The 21,960-nt window shown below is 70.6% G+C and carries 16 protein-coding genes; 4 read left to right on the top strand and 12 right to left on the bottom strand.

Going from position 1 to position 21,960, the window contains the following annotated elements; translation table 11 throughout:
* The first annotated feature begins 66 nt into the window (after positions 1–66).
* Both ABD156_RS11575 and ABD156_RS11570 read left to right on the top strand, forming a co-directional pair.
* Positions 67–390 (top strand): ArsR/SmtB family transcription factor, encoded by a 324-nt coding sequence (locus ABD156_RS11575; RefSeq protein ID WP_344270540.1) that lies wholly within the window; start codon positions 67–69, stop codon positions 388–390.
* A 211-nt stretch (positions 391–601) separates the two neighbouring features.
* The gene (locus ABD156_RS11570; RefSeq protein ID WP_101435923.1) at positions 602–1,780 is read left to right on the top strand and encodes an MFS transporter; all 1,179 of its coding nucleotides are present in this window, start codon (positions 602–604) and stop codon (positions 1,778–1,780) included.
* Between the two features lie 10 nt (positions 1,781–1,790).
* Here ABD156_RS11570 and ABD156_RS11565 read toward each other — a convergent pair whose 3' ends face one another.
* Together ABD156_RS11565 and ABD156_RS11560 are read right to left on the bottom strand one after the other, a co-directional pair.
* Positions 1,791–2,102 (bottom strand): DUF3017 domain-containing protein, encoded by a 312-nt coding sequence (locus ABD156_RS11565; protein WP_344270535.1) that lies wholly within the window; start codon positions 2,100–2,102, stop codon positions 1,791–1,793.
* Positions 2,102–2,956 (bottom strand): bifunctional methylenetetrahydrofolate dehydrogenase/methenyltetrahydrofolate cyclohydrolase, encoded by an 855-nt coding sequence (locus tag ABD156_RS11560; RefSeq protein WP_344270532.1) that lies wholly within the window; start codon positions 2,954–2,956, stop codon positions 2,102–2,104. The genes ABD156_RS11565 and ABD156_RS11560 overlap by 1 nt, the downstream gene beginning before the upstream one ends.
* Positions 2,957–3,228: 272 nt before the next feature.
* Between ABD156_RS11560 and ABD156_RS11555 the strand changes: the two genes are divergently transcribed.
* Positions 3,229–7,683 carry a glycohydrolase toxin TNT-related protein gene (locus ABD156_RS11555; RefSeq protein ID WP_344270529.1) on the top strand — a complete coding sequence of 1,485 codons (4,455 nt, stop codon included), beginning with the start codon at positions 3,229–3,231 and terminating at the stop codon, positions 7,681–7,683.
* A gap of 59 nt (positions 7,684–7,742) precedes the next feature.
* Here the strand turns inward: ABD156_RS11555 and ABD156_RS11550 are convergent, their stop codons facing one another.
* From ABD156_RS11550 to ABD156_RS11530, 5 genes are all read right to left on the bottom strand, one after another.
* Positions 7,743–8,330 (bottom strand): pentapeptide repeat-containing protein, encoded by a 588-nt coding sequence (locus ABD156_RS11550; protein ID WP_344270526.1) that lies wholly within the window; start codon positions 8,328–8,330, stop codon positions 7,743–7,745.
* 90 nt (positions 8,331–8,420) lie between these two features.
* A complete protein-coding gene (locus ABD156_RS11545) occupies positions 8,421–11,753 on the bottom strand; it encodes an error-prone DNA polymerase (protein WP_344270523.1) in 3,333 nt (1,110 codons plus the stop codon).
* Positions 11,754–11,755: 2 nt separating this feature from the next.
* Entirely contained in the window at positions 11,756–11,878 is a 123-nt protein-coding gene (locus tag ABD156_RS11540) for a hypothetical protein (RefSeq protein ID WP_344270520.1), read from the bottom strand.
* 60 nt (positions 11,879–11,938) lie between these two features.
* Positions 11,939–13,525, bottom strand: coding sequence for a DNA polymerase Y family protein (locus tag ABD156_RS11535; protein WP_344270740.1), 1,587 nt, complete (start codon positions 13,523–13,525; stop codon positions 11,939–11,941).
* Positions 13,526–13,575: 50 nt separating this feature from the next.
* The gene (locus tag ABD156_RS11530) at positions 13,576–14,169 is read right to left on the bottom strand and encodes a hypothetical protein (RefSeq protein WP_344270517.1); all 594 of its coding nucleotides are present in this window, start codon (positions 14,167–14,169) and stop codon (positions 13,576–13,578) included.
* Between the two features lie 1,426 nt (positions 14,170–15,595).
* Between ABD156_RS11530 and ABD156_RS11525 the strand changes: the two genes are divergently transcribed.
* On the top strand, positions 15,596–16,114 hold the full coding sequence (locus ABD156_RS11525; protein ID WP_344270514.1) for a GNAT family N-acetyltransferase: 519 nt from the start codon (positions 15,596–15,598) through the stop codon (positions 16,112–16,114).
* Positions 16,115–16,158: 44 nt separating this feature from the next.
* Here the strand turns inward: ABD156_RS11525 and purH are convergent, their stop codons facing one another.
* The 5 genes from purH to sucD form a co-directional block, all read right to left on the bottom strand.
* Positions 16,159–17,721 carry a bifunctional phosphoribosylaminoimidazolecarboxamide formyltransferase/IMP cyclohydrolase gene (gene purH, locus ABD156_RS11520; RefSeq protein ID WP_344270511.1) on the bottom strand — a complete coding sequence of 521 codons (1,563 nt, stop codon included), beginning with the start codon at positions 17,719–17,721 and terminating at the stop codon, positions 16,159–16,161.
* Positions 17,718–18,335 carry a phosphoribosylglycinamide formyltransferase gene (purN, locus tag ABD156_RS11515; protein WP_344270508.1) on the bottom strand — a complete coding sequence of 206 codons (618 nt, stop codon included), beginning with the start codon at positions 18,333–18,335 and terminating at the stop codon, positions 17,718–17,720. Before purN ends, purH begins: the two co-directional genes overlap by 4 nt.
* A 74-nt stretch (positions 18,336–18,409) precedes the next feature.
* Complete coding sequence (locus tag ABD156_RS11510; protein ID WP_344270505.1) at positions 18,410–19,966, bottom strand: cell division protein PerM; 1,557 nt, start codon at positions 19,964–19,966, stop codon at positions 18,410–18,412.
* Between the two features lie 155 nt (positions 19,967–20,121).
* A complete protein-coding gene (locus ABD156_RS11505; RefSeq protein WP_344270502.1) occupies positions 20,122–20,853 on the bottom strand; it encodes a DUF5336 domain-containing protein in 732 nt (243 codons plus the stop codon).
* A 216-nt stretch (positions 20,854–21,069) separates the two neighbouring features.
* On the bottom strand, positions 21,070–21,960 hold the full coding sequence (gene sucD, locus ABD156_RS11500) for a succinate--CoA ligase subunit alpha (protein ID WP_344270499.1): 891 nt from the start codon (positions 21,958–21,960) through the stop codon (positions 21,070–21,072).

The raw sequence follows: 21,960 nt of genomic DNA, 5'->3' as shown, positions 1-21,960 counted from the left end.
TCGTAGTTCGATGACGACCGTACACGGCGGCACCGACAATTTCGACAGCCGTCGTACTATGGACGCATGCCCGCCTCCGTGCCGCTCCCGCCGCTCGCCTATCCGGACCGCGACGAGATCACCGTCGAAGCGGTGCTCCGCGCACTGGCCGACCCGGTTCGCCTGGCGATGGTCCGGCAGCTGGCGAACTCCGAAACGGAGATCTCGTGCAGCGGTTTCGAGGTGCCGGTGACCAAGTCCACACTCACCCATCACCTCGCGACGCTGCGCCAGGCCGGCGTGATCGTCGGCCGCCAGGTTGGCACCACCCGGTACAACGCGTTGCGCCGCAACGATCTCGACGCGCTGTTCCCCGGCCTGCTCGACGGCGTGCTGGCCGCGCCGCGCTGAGCGGTCGCGCTACGTGGCGGGCCTCACCCGAATACCGGGATGACAAGGCCGCCCTCCATCGGTTCAACTAGAGCGAGACAGCACGACGATCAACTAGAGCGAGACAGCACGACGACGTCGGGGCTGTCTAGTTTTTTGCCCTCGTTCTAAAGCGCTTCAGAAGCCTGTGACCCAGGCGCTGAGAAAACGATTTCTCCAGGAAGGGAGAGCCGTGCCCGTCGCGTTGCTCGCGCTCGCCGTCGGTGCCTTCGGCATCGGTACCACCGAGTTCGTGATGATGGGTGTGCTGCCCCTGACCGCCGCGGACTTCCACATCGACATCCCGTCCGCGGGCTACTTCATCTCCGCCTACGCGCTCGGCGTGGTGATCGGCGCGCCGCTGCTCACCGCACTGGCCGTCCGGCTGCCGCGCAAAACCATGCTGCTGGCGATGATGGGCCTGTTCACGGTCGGCAACGCGCTGTTCGCGCTCTCGCCGAACCAGGACTTCGGCATCGCGTTCCGGTTCCTCGCCGGCCTGCCGCACGGCGCGTTCTTCGGGGCGGGCGCGGTCGTCGCGTCCAGCCTCGCGCAGCCGGGCCAGCGCGCGAAGGCCGTGTCGATGATGTTCATGGGCCTGACGCTGGCGAACGTCATCGGCGTCCCGCTCGGCACGCTGCTCGGCCAGCAGGTCGGCTGGCGCGCGACGTTCGGCGTCGTCGCGGTGATCGGCCTGCTCGCCATCGCCGCCATCGCGAAACTGGTGCCGCACCAGGGCCGCCCGGCGGACCCGTCGATCCGCGGCGAACTGGGCGCGTTCCGCCGTCCGCAGGTGTGGCTGGCGCTGGCGATCGTGATGTTCGGCCTCGGCGGCGTGTTCGCCTGCATGTCCTACATCGCGCCGATGCTGACCGACGTCGCCGGATACTCGCCCGCCAACGTCACGGTGCTGCTCTCGCTGGCCGGCGTCGGCATGACGATCGGCAACTACCTCGGCGGACGGCTCGCGGACAAGGCGCTGATGCCGAGCCTCTACGTCGCGCTGCTCGCGCTGGCGACCGTGCTCGCGATCTTCACCGTGACCGCGCAGGGCAAGGTCGGCGCGGCGGTCACGATCTTCTTCGTGGGTGTCGCGGGCTTCATGATCGGCCCGATGATGCAGGCGCGGATCATGGAGAAGGCGGGCGGCACGCCGTCGCTGGTTTCGGCCGCGGTGCAGTCGGCGTTCAACATCGCCAACTCGATCGGCGCGTACCTCGGCGGCCTGGTCATCGCGGGCGGCCTCGGGCTGCTGGCCCCGAACTGGGTCGGCGCGCTGCTGGCTGTGCTCGGGGTGTCGATCGCCGCGGTGTCCGGATTGCTGGACCGGCGCGAGGCGCGGGTCCAGAAGGAACTCGCGCTCGCGTCCTGACCCGGTTTCTTTAGGACGATGCGTCGAACGGGCCGCCGACGATCGACAGCGAGATGTAGAGCACCGCGGCGCACAACGCGCCGTATGTGAGGATGTCGACGACCTTGCCGCGGATCGCCAGCAGCCCGGCGCGCTCCTCCGGCAGCACCGCGCGCAGCACGCCGGCCACGAACAGGGCTACGCCGACCAGCGCCGCGCCCTCGCGCCAGTGGTACTGAAAGGCCCGCACCACAGCCACGGCCAGCAGCAGCATGATCACCGCGAATGGCATGTGGACGAGCCAGGGGCGAGCGCCGCGCTGCCGTGGACCGGTCATCGCCATCAGCGGGCGGCCGCGCGTTCCGCGGCCTCGACGACGTTGGTGACCAGCATCGCCCGCGTCATCGGGCCCACGCCGCCGGGGTTCGGCGAGATCCAGCCGGCCACCTCGGCGACCGCCGGGTCGACGTCGCCGGTGAGCTTGCCGTCCACATGGGAAACGCCGACGTCCAGCACCGCCGCGCCGGGCTTGACCATGTCCGGCTTGATGATCCCGGGAACGCCCGCCGCGGCGATCACGATGTCCGCGCGGCGCACCTCGGCGGCGAGGTCATGGGTGCCGGTGTGGCAAAGCGTGACGGTGGAGTTTTCGCTGCGCCGGGTGAGCAGCAGGCCGAGCGTGCGGCCGACGGTGATGCCGCGGCCAACGACGGTGACCTGCGCGCCGTTCAGCTCGACACCGTGCCGCTTGAGCAGCTCGATGATCCCGTACGGCGTGCACGGCAGCGCGCCCTTTTCGCCGAGCACGAGCCGGCCGAGGCTGATCGGCGCGAGGCCGTCGGCGTCCTTCTCCGGGTCGATGCGCTCCAGAATGCGGTTCGCGTCGAGGTGCTTCGGCAGCGGCAGCTGGACGAGGTAGCCGTGGCAGGCCGGATCGGCGTTCAGCTCGTCGATGACGGCCTCGAGCTTCTCCTGCGAGATGTCCGCGGGCAGGTCGCGGCGGATCGAGTTGACGCCGATCTTCGCGCTGTCGGCGTGCTTCATCTTCACGTAGGCGTGGGAACCGGGGTCGTCGCCGACCAGCACCGTGCCCAGCCCAGGGGTGATCCCCTTCTCCGCGAGCGCGGCCACTCGCGGGCGCAGCTCTGCGAAAATGGCGTTCTTCGTGGCCTTGCCGTCGAGAATCTTCGCCGTCACGGCGGCCATTGTCGCAGACACTATCCACCACTATCCACTAGTGCGCCCTACACCCTGTGTGTCCACGACACCACCCGATCGGCCCGCGCGTCTTCCGTCGAATCAGCCTTCCCGGGTCTTAAGCTGGAGGGGCTCCACCGCATCACCCACCCTGGCGTGTGACCCGTGCCATATCGCGTCCGTCGAGGTCAGCGGGCACGTCCACCGGCCCTCGGGTGGCAAATGCCCTATGCGGGGTGCGTTCGCGCGCGCGAACAGTCAAAATGTTCTCTGTGGCACAACCGACGACGCAGCTGAACGCGACGGAGCAGGACACTCTGGTCAAGCAGATCGGACTGGCCCTGCTGCGCGCCGCCCCGCGCGACTGGCGCAAAGTCTCCGCGGAGTACCGAGCCGTCGGCAGGTACCACGAGCTGACCGGCGAGATCGTGCTCGAAGACGGCACCGCCCAGGAATGGATCGCGACGCACGACATCGCGACCCTCTTCGGCAGGCTCCGCGCGGGCATGTACCGAGACGGCCGCGGCACCTGGTTCAACGCGCGGTACCAGCTGGACCACCCCTCCAGCTACAACCTCGAGTACAACCGCGACGAGCCCGGCTGGCACCTCGCCCCGCCGCCCCAGGCGTACTCCGACGAGCTGCGCATGTTCCCGCGCACCGAGGAGAACGTGCCCGAGTGGCTGATCCGCCGGATGTCCGGCCTCGGCCCGGAACAGCCCGGCCCGCACTTCCGCATCGCACGGATCTTCGACACCATCGGCCCCGCCGGCCGCCCGGTCATCAACCGTCCCGACCTGGACGTCGACGAGCAAGACCGGCTGCTGGACTATCTGGACCACGCACCGCTGGTGGTCCAGGACCGCGGCTACGACATCGACCGGCTCGCCCAGACTCCCGAGGCGACGGTGCCGGTCGCCTTCCACAGCGACGGCCACTGGATCTGGCCCGCCGCGGTGAACTTCTACCTCCGCACGTACGGCGTCTCGCCGGAAGCGGACCTGATCGAGCACATCCGGGCCAACGGTTTCCAGCTTCCGCAGGTCGATGAACTGACCCTGCAGGGCGCGGCGGCCTATCTGACTCGCGGGAGCCAGACTCCCCAGCAGCGGCCCGCTCCTGGGGCTGGTGCTCCTGGTGGACCTGGCTCTGGTGGACCTGGCTCGGGTGGACCGGGTGGTGGCGCGCCGGGCGGTGCGGCTGGACCTGGCGGACCTGGCGCTGGCGGACCTGGCGCGCCGGGCGGCCCTGGCGGTCCGAACGGCCCGGCTAACGCTGGCGGCCCCGGCGTTGCCGGTGCGCCAGGCGGACCCAACGGCCCAGGCGGACCGAATGGTGCCGGCGGCGGATTCGATTCCCACGGACCAGGTTCCGGTGGAGCTGGCGCAGACGGCCCCACCGGCGCTGGTTCCGGAGGACTCGGCGCAGCCGGAGTCGGCGCCGCCGCGGCCGGGCTCGGCGCAGCCGGCCTGGGCGCAGCCGCACTCGGCGCGGCGGGCGGCAAGGGCGGAAGCCCCGACAACTTCCACCCGGCCGACGAATACGGCTCCCCCGATTCCGGCAGGCCCGAACCAGCCGGCCGCCCCGACGACTTCCACCCAGCCGACAACTTCGGCGGCCCCGGCTCCGGCGGCCCCGGCCCCGAGGGTTACGACCCGAGCGAGTTCGGCGCCTCGGGCTCCGGCAGGCCCAGCACAGCCGGTCGGCCAACTGCCCCCGAGAACTACGACTCGGCAAGCGAATTCGGCGATCCCGGTTCCCGCAGGCCCGGCGCAGCCGATGGCCCCCGCGCGGCCAGCGGTCCAGACAATCTCGGCCGAACCAACGAGTTCAGCGGTCCCGAGTCAGGCAGGCCCGGCACAGCAGGCGGCCCAGACAATCTCGGCCGAGTCAACGAATTCAGCCGTCCCGAATCCGGCAGGCCCGACACCGCAGGCCGTCCCGACGGGTTCGGGCGAGCCGACGAGTTCGGCAGGCCCGGCGAGCCCGGTGCGGCGGACGAATCCGGCTTCGACGAGCGCGGCGGTCCCGGCGCACGTGGCGGCTCCGACGGTCCCTTCGAGCCCAACGGACCAGCCGCACGCGGCGGTTCGGACAGGCCGGGCGCGCAGGATGTGCAGAGCGGTCCCGGCGCGGCGAACGGTCCGCAGGGCACGCGAGTGTCCGCCCCGGTCTCCGGCGGGCCGGACAGCTCCGGTGGATCGCACGGACTGGGCGTCGCGGCTGCTGCCGCGGGAGCTGCCGGCGTGGCGGGAGTTGCCGGATACGCCGCCTCGCGCGGGACTAGCCAGCAGGCCGACGCGAACGGCACCCACGCCGAACCCGGCCACCCGCACGAAGCCGGCTACGACGAGCACTCCGACGCGTCCGGCTACGACGAACGAGCCCACGACGCCGCCGGTTACGCCGAACCCGGCCACCACGACGCCGACGGCTACGACCAGTCTGGCCACGCCGAGGGTTACGACCAGCACGACCAGGCTTACGACGAGTCCGGCCACGAAGGCAGCTACCGCGACCCTGCCTCCCACGGCGCCTACGACGAATCCGCACCGCACGACGCCCGCGGGTACGACGCCGAGCCGCACGGGTACGAGGGGCACGAGAGCGGCTACGCCGACCAGCACGGGTACGAGGACTCCGCCCACGAGCAGTACGCCGAGCCGCACGGATACGACGAAGGCGCCGGTCAGCGTGGGCACGGCGAAGCGGGTTACGACGAGCCCGCGCACCACGCCGATGACGCGGCGAGCGGCTACGACGACGCTCACGGGTACGACGAGCACCTCGACGCGCACGGGAGCAACGTCCCGGGCGTCGGCGCGTTCGAGCAGCCGGCCCCGCAGGCCGAGGACGGGCTTGTCGGCGCGGATGGCCTTATCGGTGCAGACGGGCTCATCGGCGCGGACAGCTCCACCGACGAACCCACCGCCTCGAACCGGCACACCGCCGAGCCGGACGCGGGTCGTCGCGGCGCGGCAGCGGACGCCGACCAGGAGGGCGGCCGTCGGCGAGCCCAGCCGGATGCCGAAGCGGACGACAGCCGTCAGGAGGACGTGCGGCTGAACGCCGAGACCGGCGGACGGCGCGGCGCGGAAACCGACAGCCAGGCCGAACCGGCGGACGAGCACGGCAGCAGTCACGTCGGGGCGGCCGCGGCCGGGATCGCAGCGGCCGGTGGCTTGGCCGCGGCCGGGCTGGCCGCCGCGCACGGCCGGGGGCGCGAGAAGGAGGCCGAGGGTCGCCACGGCACCGCGCCGGAGCGTCCCGCGGAGCCGCCGTTCGAGCAGGACTTCGACGGCGCGCAGTACGACCGCTACGACGATGGTCACGACGGTCATTACGACGACGAGGACCACACCGACGTCCACCACGACCTCGTCCCCGGTCGCAACGGCACCGGTCCGGGACACCCGGACGACGAGGACCAGACCGACGTCCATCAGCCGGTCGACGCCGGCGACGAGCCGGTGCTCTTCACGCACGGCAACGAACCGTCCCGCGACGACGACGAGCAGCGGGCGGAACTGTTCACGCACTCCAGCGGCTACGAGGACGACAACCGCCGCGAGGCCGAGTACGACTCGGGCCCGCCGACCGCGATGATCATGCCGGGGGCCGAGATCCCCGGCGGGCTTCCGGTGCCGGAGATGCCGGTGCCCCCGCCGTCCGGCGGGCGGCGCGCGGCACGGGAGCAGGCCGAACCGGCTCCGGCGCCACGGCGGGAGCAGCCCGCCGAACCGGAGCTGGCCGACCTGCAGGCGAAGCTCGACGAGCTGAACGTGCCCGAGGCCGCGTACCGGCTCGGCGGCCCCACCGAACGCGGGTGGAGCGTCGAGCAGGTGGGCGAAGGCTGGCGCGTCGGCTGGTACGACGGCGAGCTGATCAACCCGGCGGTGTTCGGCGACGCGGAGGACGCCGCGGCGTTCATGCTCGGCAAGGTGCTGCTGTACCCCGACGGGTACGTCGCGCCGGAAGCCCCCGCGCCGGCTGAGCCCGTCGCGGACGCGCCGAAGCCGCCGGTGGTGGCGACGTTGTCGCCGGAGGTCGCGACCGGCTCGTTCCCGGTCCGGCCGCGTGAGAACGTGCCGCCGCAGGAGCAGACCGCGTTCACGCCCGCGGATCAGCTGCTGGCCGACGACGAACCGCCTGCCCGGCAGACCCCGCCGCCCGCTCCGCCGACGCAGATCGCGGCACCGGTGAGCCCGCCGACCCAGGTGGCCCCTCCGGTCAGCGCGCCGCCGACGCAGATCGCCTCGCCGGTCAGCGCTCCGCCCACCCAGGTCGCGCCGCCGGTCAGCCCGCCGCAGCGCCGGGAGCCGCCGGTGCGGCGCGAGGAACCGGTGCGCGCCAACGGAACCGGCGGCGGCGGGCAGTGGCCGATCGCGCCGTTGTCCGGAGAACCGCCGCTGACCCTGTTCCGCGGCAAGGAACTGCGCGAACTGCCCGCGGGCAGCGAGCTGGACCGCTTCGGCGGCCCGAACGGCAACCTGACCTACGCGGCGGGCACCCCGTTCGAGGAGCGTTCGCTGGTGCCGGAGTGGGTGAACCGCCCCTACCACGTGTACCGGGTGCAGCGGCCGCTCGAAACCCTTGCCGGGGTGGCGATCCCGTGGTTCAACCAGCCCGGCGGCGGGTCGGCGTACCTGCTTCCGGCGAGCATCGAAGAACTGCTCGCCGAGGGCGACCTGATCGAACTCGACCCGGGCGAACCGCCGATCGACTGAGGACGCGGAAGAGGGGCGGGGCCAGCGGGCTTCGCCCCTTTTTCGTGCCCGGAAACGGGCTACTTGACGACCAAGCCATGGGCCGCGGCGAACGCCACCGCCAGTTCGACGTCCACGTACGCGCCGCGCAGATCCGCCTGCACCAGCCCGTTCGCGTCGACGACCGCGCCGCGCAGGTCCGCTCCGGGAAGCTTCGCGCCGATCATCCGGGCTCCGGACAGATCCGTGCCCCGCAGGTCGGAATCCGTCAGATCCGCCTCGTTGAGGTTCACTTCCCGCATCCGCAGACCCGACAGGTCCAGTTTCCGCAACCGGCCGCGCGCGAACGACGCCAGCGACAGATCGCATTCGGTCAGCGCGATCCCGGTGTATCGACAGTCCACAAAGGACGAACCAAGCAGCGAGCACGACGACCAGCGGCTGTCGGCGAGCACTGAGCGGTCGAACGTGCACGAGCGGAACGCCGACGCGTCGTGCCGCGAGCCGGCGAGATCGACCTTGGTGAAGTCGCAGTTGTCGAAGGTGCAGCCGCGGGTGCGCAGGTCGCGCAGGTCCGCCTCGGTGAAGTCGCAACCCACGAACTGGCGTTTTTCCCACCACTGGCCGGAAAGTCGTGCTTCGGTGTAGTCCTCGCCGGTCTCCGTCACCCCGACAGGATGACATCAGCCCCGGCGCCGCCTCGTCGACGGGGTGGCTGCGAGCCGCCGGAAGGCGTGTGTCCACGAACTGCCCGCCGGTCATCGGAAGTCCCGCGATCTCGTGGGAATCCGCAGCGTCAGCTGCTCGAGTTTCTGCGCGCGCACGCTCGCCACGCCGTCCGCTTTCTCGAGCACTCCGTGCACCAGCAGCGCCGCGCTGCCCCGCGCGATCCGGTGGAACCGTTGCCACAGCCCGAGGGTGCAGATCACGTTCACCATGCCGGTCTCGTCCTCGAGGTTCAGGAACGTGACTCCACCGGCAGTCGCCGGGCGCTGGCGGTGCGTGACCGCTCCCCCGACGAGCACCCGTTCCCCGTCGTCCCGGCCCAGCAGCTGGTCGGCGGTGATCACCCCGAGCGCGTCGAGCCGGTCGCGGATGAACTCCGTCGGGTAGCTGTCCGGCGAGATCCCGGTGGCCCACACGTCGGCGGCGGCGAGGTCGAGCCCGTCCATCCCGGGCAGCATCGGCGCGTCCACGCCGACGCCGGTGCCGGGCAGTTTCTCCGGCCGGTCCTGCGCGACCGCGCCCGCGGACCACAACGCCTGCCGCCGATCCGGGCCGAACGCGCTGAACGCGCCCGAGGTGGCCAACGCCTCCAGCTGTGGCGTGCTGAGCCGGACGCGCCTGCCGAGGTCGGACATGCTCTCGTAGCGGCCGTTCGCGCGCCGTTCCGCCACGATCTCCTCGGCCAGCGTTTCGCCGATCATCCGGACAGTGCTGAGCCCGCCGCGCACCGCGTGGAGTTTTCCGTTGTCCGGCAACGCTTCCAACGTCGCGTGCGGAAGGCTCAGGTTGAGGTCCGGACCGAGCGTGGTGACGCCGTGCCTGCGCGCGTCCGCCACCAGCGACTGCGGCGAGTAGAACCCCATCGGTTGCGCCCGCAGCAGCCCCGCGCAGAACGCGTCCGGGTGGTAGTGCTTGAAGTACGCGCTCGCGAACACCAGATGCGCGAAGCTCAGCGCGTGGCTTTCCGGGAAGCCGAAGTTGGCGAACGCCTTGAGCTTCTGGAAGATCTTCTCCGCCAGCTCCGCGTCCACCTCGTTGGCGATGGCTCCGTCGAGGAACCGCTTGTGCAGCCGTTCCATTTTCCGCTGCGACCGTTTCGACCCCATCGCGTGCCGCAACTGGTCGGCCTCGGCCGGGGTGAAGTTCGCGACGTCCAGGGCGATCTGCATCATCTGCTCCTGGAACAGCGGCACCCCCAGCGTCTTCTCCAGAGCGTTCTCCAGCAACGGATGGTCGTACTCCCACTTCTCGCGCCCTTGTTTGCGGCGGATGTACGGGTGCACCGAACCGCCCTGGATCGGGCCGGGGCGGATCAGCGCGACTTCCACGGCCAGGTCGTAGAATTCCCGCGGCCGCAGCCGCGGCAAGGTCGCCAGCTGGGCCCGGCTCTCCACCTGGAACACGCCGATCGCGTCGGCGCGGCAAAGCATGTCGTAGATGTTCTCGTCGTTGAGGTTCAGCTCGGCGAGATCGATTTTCTCGCCCTTGTACTCCTCGACCAGGTCGAGCATGTAGTGCAGCGCGGAGAGCATGCCGAGCCCGAGCAGGTCGAACTTCACCAGCCCCGCCGCGGCGCAATCCTCCTTCTCCCACTGCAGCACGCTGCGGTTCTCCATCCGCGCCCATTCGACCGGGCACACCTGGCTCACCGGTTCCCGGCACATCACCATGCCGCCGGAGTGGATGCCGAGGTGCCGCGGGAAGTCTTCGAGCGCGAAGGCGAGCTGCACGACGTCGCGCGGGATGTCGTGGTCGTGGTCCTTTTCCGTGCGCTGCAAGGCGCCCCAGCGGTCGATCTGCTTGCTCCACGCGTCCTGCTGGCCGGGCGAGTAGCCGAGCGCCCGGGCGGCGTCGCGGATCGCGGAGCGGGCGCGGTAGGTGATCACGTTCGCGACCTGTGCGGCGTTGAGCCTGCCGTGTTTGCCGTAGACGTATTGGATCGCTTCCTCGCGCCGGTCGGACTCGATGTCGATGTCGATGTCCGGGTAGCCGTCGCGGTCGGGCGCGAGGAACCGTTCGAAGAGCAGGTGGTACTCGATGGGATCGACATTGGTGATCCCGAGCGCGTAGCACACCGCCGAGTTGGCCGCTGAACCCCTTCCCTGGCACAGGATTCCGCTATCCCGGCAGAACCGGACGATGTCCCAGACAATCAGGAAATACCCGGGGAACTCGAGTTTCTCGATCACCCCCATCTCGTGCTCGATCTGCTGCCAGGCCTTGTCTTCGTGCTCTTTGCCCGAGTAGCGCTCTTTGAAGCCTTTCTTGACGAGGGTTCGCAGGTGTGTGGTCTCGGTCTCGCCAGGCGGGACGTCGAACGGCGGCAGCTCCGGCGCGAGAAGCTCAAGAGGGAAGGCGCATTCCATGCCCAGCAACGCTGACCGCTGCACCGCGCCCGGGTACCGCTGGAAGACTTCCGCCATTTCGTTTCCAGAGCGCAAGAACGCGGCGGCGTCGCCGGGCAGCCAGCCTTCGAGGTCGTCGATGCCGCGCCGGGCTCGGATGGCGGCGAGCGCGTCAGCGAGACGGCCGCGTTCCGGGCGGGCGTAGTGCGCGGCGGTGGTGGCGACGGTGGGCAGTTTGAGTTCGCTGGCCATCTCGGCGAGCAGGTCGTTGTGCACGCTGTCGAGCGGCTGGCCGTGGTCGATCAGCTCGACGTATACCTGGGTCTGGCCGAAGAGGTCGACCAGCCGGCGCAGTTCGGCGAGCGCGGCGTCCGGGCCTTCGCGCACCAACGCCGATCGCACGGATCCCTTGCGACAGCCGGTAAGCACCGCGCATTTCCCCGCGACTTCCTCCGCCACCGCGTGCAAGTCGTAGATCGGACGGCCTTTTTCGGCACGTTCCGCTTTTTCGTCTTCGTGGCCGCGCAGCTGTCCGGCGGTGATCGCGCGGCACAGGCTGCGGTAGCCGTCGTCGCCGCGGGCCAGCAGCAGAAGGTGTTCGCCTTCGGGGTCGGCGACGCCGTTTTGCGGACCGGACAGCCCGAAGCTCAGCTCGGTGCCGAATACCGTTGCGACGCCTAGCTCTTTGGCCGCTTCGGCGAACCGGACCACGCCGTACATGCCGTCGTGGTCGGTGAGCGCGATCGCGTCGAGCCGCAGCCGCGCGGCCTCCTCCACCAGTTCCTCGGGGTGGCTGGCGCCGTCGAGGAAACTGAAGTTGGAGTGGCAGTGCAGCTCGGCGTACGCCACTCGCGGCCCGGCTTCCAGGTCGCTGCGCGGCGGTGGGATGTCAGCCGGTCGGCGATACGCCTCGCGTTTGCGCCCCCATGCCGGACTGTCACCGTGGTCGCCAGGCGGCATCCCGCCCGACAGCGCCCGCGCGAGGTCCTTCCACGGGACCGGCGGGTTGTTCCAGCCCATCGTCAGTCCACCCGGTTCTCGGGCGATCGACGGGGTTGCGGGATCAGCAGCACGAGCAGCGCCGGGTCGAACGGGCACGGCGGTTCGACCGGGACGCGGGGCGTCGGCAGGTCGTGGTCCATCATCTTCGGCTTCCTTTCGTTGTCTTCACAGGGTTTCTCGGCAAGGGATGATCAGCTTTTCCGTCAGTCGTAACTTCCCTCAACCGTCCACATTGGATTTTCAGTTCCGGAGCAGAGGACGAGCACCGCCTCCGGTGCCTCGTTTTCCCCTGCCGCGAGCAGCAATTGCAGCCGGGCTTGCTGCGGGCCGGTCGACCGACGGCCCGACGTGACCGGCCACGGGCCCGCCCATCCGGTGATCGGCCGCGGCGGCCCGCCCGCGACGCGAAGTCCGTGCGGCGGCGCGGTCAGCCGTTTGCGCGCGGTGAGGCCGACTGGCCGCCCCTGTTCGTCGATGACCTGGACTGGCAACGGTTGTTCCAGCACCGTCGCCGGAGACGGGGAAGGCAGCCGGGCCGGCCACGTGGCGTCCGGTGGTCCGACGGCTTCCCGCGGGTCGCCCCACGGAATGAGCCGGACCCGGCTCGCCGGATCGCGTCCGCCGTCGAGCAGCGGCGTGACCACGCCTTCCGGGCCGAGCAAGCCTTGCACCCGCACGAATGCCCGGCCCGCCCGTTCGGCAGCCAATTCCTCGTCCTCGCCGGGGCCGGCTCCGGGATCGCTCCCCCGCCACAGCCCCAGCTGCAATGACCTCCCTTCGACAGTCTCTTCCGGTTCGAGCCGCAACCGCGCGACCCCGGCCGTGGGCCGTTCGCCGGGCGCGGCCTTGAGCCATCCCTCGAACTGCCACCGGACCCGGTCCGCAACCCCTTGCGGCGTAAGTGGTTCCGCACAACGCCAGACGCGACCGAGCTGCTCCCCGTTCTCGGTGGTCGCGTATATACCCAATCGTGTGCACGCGAGCCCGCGATCCGCGAGCGCGGCATGGAACCGCGCGCCGAGCTTCTTGGCCATGAACGCGGCGACATCGACCCGGGCGAGCACTGGGTCGAACGATTCGGCGAGCGACAATTCCGGCGGCGGACTGCGGCGCAACGGCGGCCGATCGGACAGCCCCCGGGCCAGCCGATGCGCGAGCACCCCGGTGCGCCCGAACCGAGCGGCGACGTCCCGCTCGCCGAGTTCGGCGAACGCGCCGAGCGTGCGCAGCCCGAGCCGGACGAGCAGGCCGACCAGGTCCGCTCGCTCAGAACCTGGCTGGTCCAGTTCGATCACCGGCAACGGAGCGAGAAATTCGGCCGTCCGCCCAGTTTCGACCAGCGCGCCCTGCCGCGCGGCGAGGGTCGCCGCGAACAACCCTTCCGCCACGCCGACCTGACATTCGACCCCGGCCGCCGCGGCCACCTGGTCCACCAGCTTCTCCGCGAGCTGCGGTTCGCCGCCGAAATACCCGGCCGCACCCGCGACGGGAACCGCGAGGAGCCCCGGCCGCACCACTTCCAGCCCGACGACCAGCTCCTCCACCGCCGACGCGACGTTCTCGAACAACCGCGCGTCCCGCGCGTCGTCTACGCCGAACACCGCCAAGTCCGGGCATTGGGATTCCGCTTCTCGCCGCCGCATGCCGCGCCGGATGTTCCGCGTCCGCGCGACCGCGGTGCACGCGACGACCCTGTTCGCATGGAACACCGCCGCTGGCCGAGTAAGCACACTCCCCGCCGCGGCGACCGCAGCGACCGCGGGCCAGTCTGGACACCACAAGACCAGCATCCGCGTCGGATGGCGACGTGGGTCTTTCTGTCCTTTATGGACAGTTCTGGTCATCCGACTGCTTCTTCCCGTGCTGCGGCGCGCTTCTCGCCCCGGGAAACCCGCCCGTCCGGGCCGGGCAGAAACACCGACGCCGACCGAGGCCGGGCCGCCGCGCCGCGTCCCCGGGCGTGCACTTCGACGGGGCGGGAACGGAGGTGTCCGGCACCGTGCTCAAGCACCCCGGCCCAGGCTCCCGGGGTGCAGTGCAGCTCGACGTCGGCGGAAGGCCAAGGCCCCAACGAAAGCAGCACCGCCCCGCGATTCCTCGCCCGCGCCGCGAGCCTGCGCGCGACGTCCGGCCGGACCGAGCGAGGCTCGGTGACCACGAGGTCGACGCCGTCGAGCAGAGCGGCCATCACGGCTTGGTATTCGGCCCCCGGCTGAGGAACCAACGCGAGCCGCGAGACGGCGACCCCGTGCTCGGCCGCCGCGACGATCCCCAGCGACGGGGCACCGACGACCGCCGCCCACGCCCCGGCGGCGGTCGCTTCCGCGAGCAACGCGAACAGCAACGAAGTGGAGTGGTGGACCGCGACGATGCTTCCGCGGCGCAACCCCGCCCCGGGGAGGAGGTCGGCCAGGGCTGGGGCCACGGGGAGCATCCGCCCGGCGGCCTGGCCCCAGTCGGCCCGGGAAGCCCGCTCGGCCGCGACAGTGCTGGCAGTGCTGACGCCGGGGAGGGCGGTCAGTTTGGCCAGCGGGTGCGAGGGGTCCGCGGGTGCGGGCGGGTCGGCGGGCGAGGGCGAGTCGGCGGGGTGGAGCCGGGTTGGGGGACGGAGTTTCGGCGAGTCGGGTGCTTCGGGGTTAAGCGGGGTTGCTGAGTCGGGTGGAGTTGCGGGGTGCAGTGGGGTCGGAGGAGCGAGCGGACTCTCGGGCGGAGTTTTCGGACCGGAGTTAGACGGAGTTGCGGGGTGCAGCTGAGTCGGAGGGGTGAGCGGGGTCGGGGAATCAGGTCCGCTGGACATACGCGCGTCAGCAGACGCCGCAGTCCTGGCAGGAAGTTCACGACCGGATTCGACCGACGGGCCTGACCGTGCCCGTGAACGAAGCGTCGACGAGCCGGCTTCTGCCGTTCGGCCGAAGTTGGCCGGCGTCCATGGCTCGTACGCCACGTCCAGAGAACTCGGCCGGGCATGAGATCCGTTCTCCCCCAACGAGAACATCGACCTCGGCGCCCCTGCGGACATCGCGGCGACCGGCGTTCGTTCCTTCGCCAAGGCTTCGATCGCCGCCCATGGCACCGTTACTTCCCACGAGCGTGCCGGCCGCGCCTCCGGCACGCTCGTGGCGGCGGAAGCTACGACTTCCGCGTCGGAGAAGTTCTTCCGAGACGACCTGGCGGGTTTCTTCGGCTTCGCTGGAATCCCCGCAATGCCAAGGAGATCAGCAGAGGCAGCAGGCAGTATCGGCACGTCCAGGTCCTCGGCCGTCGCCGAAGAACCGGCTGCCCCGGGAACAGCCTCGGACAGAGACCAAACGCCGCCCACCCCGGCCGCGGTCGAAACGCCCCGCGCCCCGGAAGCCCCCGAAGCCATCCCGGCCAAAGCTGAGGCCGCACCCGCCCCAGGAAAACCAGCCGCGACCGAACCGTCCGCAGAAGTCCCCTCGGCTCCGGAAACCGCCCCCGCGGCCTCTGAAGCTCCCGGTTCTCCCGCGATCTCCGAAGCAGCTCCCGAAAAAGCGAGCTCCGAAGAAGCAGCCCCCGAAGCCACTCCGGTCGTCACCGGTCCCCTCCTTCCTCCGAGATCGACCGACAGCCCGCCCCGGGAGCAGGGTCGTCAAACCCAGCCCGGGACGGACGTCGGCACACCGCGGGGAAGGCGGTTCCGCATCCTCATCCGCGCGGAATCCGCACGGTCACCCAACAATCGCACCCAAAAACACACCACTGCGCCGAACAGGATCGAACACCCGTTCGACACCATCCAGTCTCACTCGCCCCCTCCCCGACTGTCAAGCGCGGACGAAGGAAGAACCCGAAAGATCACCGGGACACCACGAAAACAGCTCTTTACACTGGGAACCCTGATGAAGACAGGACACATCGCCCTGCGGGGTTTCGCCGAAGCTGACCTGCCGGTGCTCGACCGGTTCTCCACGGACCCGGACGTCGCCGCGGCCTTCCAGTGGACGAGTTTCACCGGGCCGCGGGCACGACGCCGGTTCGCTGAGGACGGGTTCCTCAGCCCGGCTTCAAGCGCGGTCGCGGTGACTGCCGACTCGGCTGTCGCGGGGATGGCGACCTGGGAAGCCGCCGATCGGGGCGGGCCGGCCGGTGGGTGTTTCCGGGTCGGCGTCACGTTGCTGCCGGACTACCGCGGGCACGGCATGGACAAGGCGTACCAGCTGCTCGTCGACCAGCTCTTCCGGCACACCCGCGCGCATCGGCTCGAAGCCTTCGTCGACAGTGACGACCTCGACGGGCAGCAGGCGCTCGAGAAGACCGGCTTCCATCGCGAAGGTCTGCTGTGCCAGGTCACCTGGCGTGACGGCGGCTACCGCGACGAGGTCGTCTACGCGATCTTGCGCGAGGGACACGAGGGATGAAAAACCGGCCGGGACCCAAAAGTCCCGGCCGGCCAGCAAAAAAATCAGTGCGCGAAGTGGCGCGTTCCGGTCAGGTACAGCGTGATCCCGGCGGCCTCCGCGGCGGCGATCACCTCGGCGTCGCGGATGGACCCGCCAGGCTGCACAACGGCGCGCACGCCTGCCTCGATCAGCACCTCGAGCCCGTCCGGGAACGGGAAGAACGCGTCCGACGCGCCGACCGAGCCCTTCGCCCGGTCGCCTGCCCGCGAGACTGCCAGCCGCGACGAGTCGACGCGGTTGACCTGGCCCATGCCGACCCCGACGGTCGCCTGCTCGTGCGCCAGCAGGATCGCGTTGGACTTCACCGCGCGCAGTGCCCGCCACGCGAATTCCAGGTCCGCCAGGGTCTGCTCGTCGGCGGGCGAGCCGGTGGCCAGCTCCCAGTTCGCCGGGTTGTCGCCGGGGGCGTCGATCGCGTCGGCGGTCTGCACGAGCACGCCGCCGGAGATCGGCCGGAACTCCACCGGGGCCGCGTTCTCGATCGCGGACAGCTTCAGCAGCCGCACGTTCTTCTTGCGCTGCAAGATCTCCAGCGCTTCCGGCTCGAAGTCGGGGGCGAGCACGACCTCGGTGAAGACCTCGGCGATCTGCTCCGCCGCCGCGACGCTCACCGGGCGGTTCGTGGCGATCACGCCGCCGTACGCGGACACCGGGTCGCAGGCGTGCGCCTTGCGGTGCGCTTCGGCGATGTCCACTCCGACAGCGATCCCGCACGGGTTGGCGTGCTTGATGATCGCGACAGCCGGCTCGGAGAAGTCGAAGGCGGCCCGGCGCGCGGCGTCAGTGTCGACGTAGTTGTTGTACGACATCGCCTTGCCGTGAAGCTGCTCCGCGTGCGCGAGGCCCGGCTGCGCGCTGCGGTACAGCGCCGCCTTCTGGTGCGGGTTCTCGCCGTAGCGCAGTACGTCCGCACGGTCCCACGTCGCGCCGAGGAAGTCCGGGAAGCCGCTGTCGTCCGAAGGCGCGTACGCGTTGGCGAACCACGAAGCGACAGCCGTGTCATACGCAGCCGTGTGCGCGTACGCCTGCGCAGCGAGCCGCTTGCGGTCCGAGAGTTCGAAGCCGCCCGCGGAGACCTGCTCGAGCACCCACGCGTACCGCGCCGGGTCCACGACGACAGCGACGCTGCCGTGGTTCTTCGCGGCCGCGCGCACCATCGCGGGGCCGCCGATGTCGATGTTCTCGACGCAGTCCTCAGGGCTCGCGCCGGACGCGACAGTCGCCTGGAACGGGTACAGGTTCACCACGAGCAGGTCGAACGCCGCGATGTCGAGCTGCTTGAGCTGCGCGACGTGGTCGTCGTTGCCCTGGTCGGCGAGCAGTCCGGCGTGCACGCGCGGGTGCAGCGTCTTGACCCGGCCGTCAAAGGACTCCGGGAACCCGGTGACCTGCTCGACCGGCGTGACCGGGACCCCGGCGTTCGCGATGACCTTCGCCGTGCCGCCGGTCGACACGATCTCCACGCCGGCCGCGTGCAGGCCGGTCGCGAGCTCGAGCAGGCCGGCCTTGTCCGAGACGCCGATCAGCGCGCGCCGGACCGGGCGCCGTCCCTGTGCTGTGCTCACGAAAACCTCACCTTTCGTCCGTCCACGGTGCACCCACCACGGCCGAGTCGCTCGATCGTTTCAACCAGCAGCCTGCGTTCCACGGCTTTGATCCGCTCGTGCAGGACGTCTTCGGTGTCGTCGGTCTCCACCGGCACCGCCTCCTGGGCGATGACCGGGCCAGTGTCCACCCCGGCGTCGACGAAATGCACCGTCGATCCGGTGACGCGCACGCCCGCGGCCAGCGCGTCGGCGACCGCGTGCATCCCGGGGAACGACGGCAGCAGCGCGGGGTGGGTGTTGATCACGCGGCCCGCGAACCGCGACAGGAACTCCGGTCCGAGGATCTTCATGAAGCCCGCGGACACCACGAGGTCGGGCCGGTAAGCCGCGACGGCCTCGGCGAGCGCGCGGTCCCACGCGGCCCGGTCCGGATGGTCGGCGACGCGCACGGTGAACGACGGCACATCGGCCCGCTCCGCCCGCGCAAGCGCCTCGATGCCGGTGCGGTCCGCGCCGACCGCGACGACGGAGGCCGGGAACCCGGGCTGCCCGACGGCGTCGAGCACGGCCTGCAGCAGCGTGCCGGAACCGGACGCGAGCACGACGATCTTCACCGGAGTGGGCAGTTCCAAGCGGCTGGCCAGAACGGGCTCCTTGCACGGCGGTACGCCTCGGGCGCACGGCGCTTCACCAGGTCGCCCCAACCCTAACGGTCGTCCTCGGCGGGCTTCGCGTCGCCGGAGTCCTCGGTGGACTCGGTCACAGCGTCCGGCTCTTCGCCGGGGGTTTCGGGCTCGGCTTCAGCCTTGTCCTCGGTCGCGGCGGCCTCGGTTTCCGGCTCGTCCTCCGGCAGGTCGAGGCCCAGTTCGGCGTCGGCCTCGGCGTCGAAGTCCTCGTCGTCCGGGGAGTCTTCGGCGTCTTCAGTCTCTTCGGAGTCTTCAGCCAGGTCCGAGACTTCTTCGGATTCCTCGTCCGCGACGTCCTCATCGGACTCGGACTCCTCCGGCTCGCCATCCTCAGCCGCATCCGACTCGGCTTCGGTTTCCGGCTCCTCGTCCTCCACCTCGAGCGAACCGACCGGCCGCATCGGAGAGTGCGCCCCCGCGAAGAACGCCACGAACCCGGCCGGAATCACGATCCAGCAGAACGCCACGATCGACGCCACCCCGACCGGCACGCTGACCGGGTCGAACGGACCGTCGCCGAGCCGTCCGCCGGCGAGCGTGCCCAGCAGCACGCAGCCGAACCCGACGACCGCTCCCGCGACGACCACGACCCGCAGCCGCGCCGCCGGGTCCTCGTCCACCGCGCGGACCGACCAGCCGACCAGCACCCCGACGGCCAGCGGCAGCACCAGCAGCACCGGCCACCACGACGCGGCGTGCTCGGGAATGCCGCCCAGCAACGGAACCCCTGGGACGGAACCGCCGCGATAGCCGATGAGGTGCACGTCGAGGGTCCCGATGCTGAACCCGGGCCCGCTCACGAACGACATCGCGGCGACCACAGCGTTCGGCAGGTACAGCACGGAAAGCAGGAACAGACCGAAACTGCTGCCGAACGACGGCTCAAACAGGCTGGACACTGTGCGCGCGGACAGCGCCGTGGCGGCGGTCAGCGTCAGAGCGCCCGCCGCCAGCAGCGCGAACAGACCGAGCAGGCCTGCACGCAAACCGCGAAGAGCCAATGGATCGAGCCGATCGGCGAGCACCTGCGGCATCCCAAAACGGCGAAGGACCCCGCCGGTAGCCGCGAGTCCGGAGATCACGGCAGGCACCACCGCGGCGAGCCAGAAGTTCGCCCGTACCGGTTCGCCGATCGACAGCAGCGAAATCAGCACGCCGAACACCAGGTGCGCGCCGGAAATCGTAGCGATCAGCGGAACCGTGTGGCGCAGCCGGGCGCAGCGCAGCTGTCGCACCGCCTTGGCCGCTGCCCGCGCGACGAGCAGCACCACGCCGACCGTCGGCAGCAGCGGCAGCATCCCGAGCGGATGACCGCCGATCCCGAGTTCGACCTGGTAGGCGGCCAGCCAGCCGGGTCCCGCCGACAGGAGCACGCCGCCCGCCGAGAAGATCGCGTGCTGGGCGGTCAGCGTGACGAGCGCGAGCAGGGTGGCGACCGCCGCGTAGCCGGTGACGAGCGGGCCGAGGGCCGCGACGAGCAACACCCGCAACCGGGGTGCCTGCGGGACATCCTGGTCAAGGGAGTCGCCCACCGGCTCGTCGCCCGCGGGGCGTCCGGGACTGGTGAGCACCTGCATGTCCCCGACCATGACATCCGCGCTCGGCCGTCCGGGTGAGGCACGCCGCCCGGCGGACGTGGCGAATCCAACGCCCACCCGGTCGTGGCACGAGGGCAATAAAAACACCCGCTGTGACACGGAGAGTCACAGCGGGTGGGTAATGCGCAGGGGTATCAGCCTTGCTGTCCGAAACCTCCGGGCGGCGTGCCCGGTTTGTTCTGGTCGGCGGGCGGCTGGAAGAACTGGCCCTGTTGCGGCGCGTACGTCGTGGCCTGTCCGCCCGGAGGCGGCGTGGCGGGCGGCTGCTGCGGGGACGGCGGCTGCTGTCCCGGAGCCTGCTGGGGCGTCTGCTGTCCGGGAGCAGGCTGGTACTGCGTCGGCTGGTACTGGCCCGGCTGACCGTAGGGCTGCTGGTACGCCGGGGCAGCCGGCTGCGCCGTCGGCGGCTTGAGCACGCCGTACTCGAACAGCAGCACGGCGACCGCCGCGGCCATCTGCAGGAGACCGAGGATCAGCACCACGATCACAATGGCGGACGAGCGGCCGGAAATGACGCTGTCGAGCGCGCCCAGCCCGCCGAGCACGCTGAACAGCGCGGCGAACGGCAGCGTCTTCGGCCCCTTGGGCAGCAGGTTCATCGCCGACAGCAGACCGCCGACGAGCAGGAACAGAATGGCCTGCCCGGCCGTGCCCGCCTCGGCGGCGAAGCCGAGGAAGTACTGCACCAGCCCGAGTCCGGCGACGCCGAGGGACAGCAGCAGCGGAAGGTTCGGCGGCGTTCCGGCACCCGCGGCAGGCGGGCCCTGCTGCGGCTGGGGCTGCTGCGGGAACCCGCCCGACGGGGGCGGTCCCTGGGACGGCTGGCCCTGCTGGGGGTAGCCGGGCCCGCCACTGGGGAAGGTCATCGGAAGGTCTCCTGTCTCATCGACCGGCGGTTCGAGATCCTGCGGTGCCCGGGCGCGCCGGCGGCGTCCCCCGCTCACGAGTGACTGCACGCTAGCGCATCCGCCCTTGGCGTCCGCGAGGTTGGACGCACCGAGCGCCGGATCGGTTGCGGGCGGAAACGGCGAAGGCCGGGCACCGTGTCGGTGCCCGGCCTCCGCCGTTGGAGTCGCTGCTGGTCAGCCGAGGCTGTTGTACAGCTCGCGCGCGAGAACCGCGGTCTCGCTCGGGGTCTTGCCGACCTTGACGCCGGCGGCCTCGAGGGCCTCCTTCTTCGCCGCGGCGGTGCCGGACGAACCGGAGACGATCGCGCCCGCGTGGCCCATCGTCTTGCCCTCAGGGGCGGTGAAGCCCGCGACGTAGCCGACGACCGGCTTGGTCACGTTCTCCTTGATGTAGGCCGCGGCGCGCTCCTCGGCGTCGCCGCCGATCTCGCCGATCATCACGATGACCTTGGTGTCGGCGTCCTTCTCGAACGCCTCGAGGGCGTCGATGTGGGTGGTGCCGATGACCGGGTCGCCGCCGATGCCGACCGCGGTCGAGAAACCGATGTCGCGCAGCTCGTACATCATCTGGTAGGTCAGCGTGCCCGACTTCGACACGAGGCCGATCGGGCCGCCCTGGGAGATGTCGGCCGGGATGATGCCCGCGTTCGACTTGCCGGGGCTGATCACGCCGGGGCAGTTCGGCCCGATGATCCGGGTCTTGTTGCCGGTCGCGACCGCGTGCGCCCAGAAGTAGGCCGAGTCGTGCACCGGGATGCCCTCGGTGATGACGACGGCCAGCGGGATCTCGGCGTCGATGGCCTCGATGACCGCGTCCTTGGCGAACTTCGGCGGCACGAAGATGACCGACACGTCGGCGCCGGTCTCCTTGATGGCCTCCTCGACCGTGCCGAACACGGTGAGGTCCTTGCCCTCGACGGTGACCGTCTGGCCGGCCTTGCGGGCGTTGACGCCGCCCACGATGTTGGTGCCGGACTTCAGCATCTTGGTCGCGTGCTTCATGCCCTCGGAGCCGGTGAGCCCCTGGACGATGACCTTGCTGTTCTCGTTGATCAGGATCGACAT

The organism is Amycolatopsis albidoflavus (assembly GCF_039525725.1).
GTDB classification, from domain to species: domain Bacteria; phylum Actinomycetota; class Actinomycetes; order Mycobacteriales; family Pseudonocardiaceae; genus Amycolatopsis; species Amycolatopsis albidoflava.
This window is presented reverse-complemented; position numbering and strand designations above follow the sequence as displayed.

Excerpts from the sequence above, each read along its gene's own strand:
- ABD156_RS11545 (WP_344270523.1), bottom strand. The coding sequence starts at position 11,753 with ATGGGCTGGAACAACCCGCCGGTCCCGTGGAAGGACCTCGCGCGGGCG.
- ABD156_RS11505 (WP_344270502.1), bottom strand. The coding sequence starts at position 20,853 with ATGACCTTCCCCAGTGGCGGGCCCGGCTACCCCCAGCAGGGCCAGCCG.
- ABD156_RS11530 (WP_344270517.1), bottom strand. The coding sequence starts at position 14,169 with ATGCTCCCCGTGGCCCCAGCCCTGGCCGACCTCCTCCCCGGGGCGGGG.
- ABD156_RS11535 (WP_344270740.1), bottom strand. The coding sequence starts at position 13,525 with ATGCTGGTCTTGTGGTGTCCAGACTGGCCCGCGGTCGCTGCGGTCGCC.
- ABD156_RS11510 (WP_344270505.1), bottom strand. The coding sequence starts at position 19,966 with ATGCAGGTGCTCACCAGTCCCGGACGCCCCGCGGGCGACGAGCCGGTG.
- ABD156_RS11540 (WP_344270520.1), bottom strand. The coding sequence starts at position 11,878 with ATGATGGACCACGACCTGCCGACGCCCCGCGTCCCGGTCGAACCGCCG.
- ABD156_RS11525 (WP_344270514.1), top strand. The coding sequence starts at position 15,596 with ATGAAGACAGGACACATCGCCCTGCGGGGTTTCGCCGAAGCTGACCTG.
- sucD (WP_344270499.1), bottom strand. The coding sequence starts at position 21,960 with ATGTCGATCCTGATCAACGAGAACAGCAAGGTCATCGTCCAGGGGCTC.
- ABD156_RS11565 (WP_344270535.1), bottom strand. The coding sequence starts at position 2,102 with ATGGCGATGACCGGTCCACGGCAGCGCGGCGCTCGCCCCTGGCTCGTC.
- ABD156_RS11575 (WP_344270540.1), top strand. The coding sequence starts at position 67 with ATGCCCGCCTCCGTGCCGCTCCCGCCGCTCGCCTATCCGGACCGCGAC.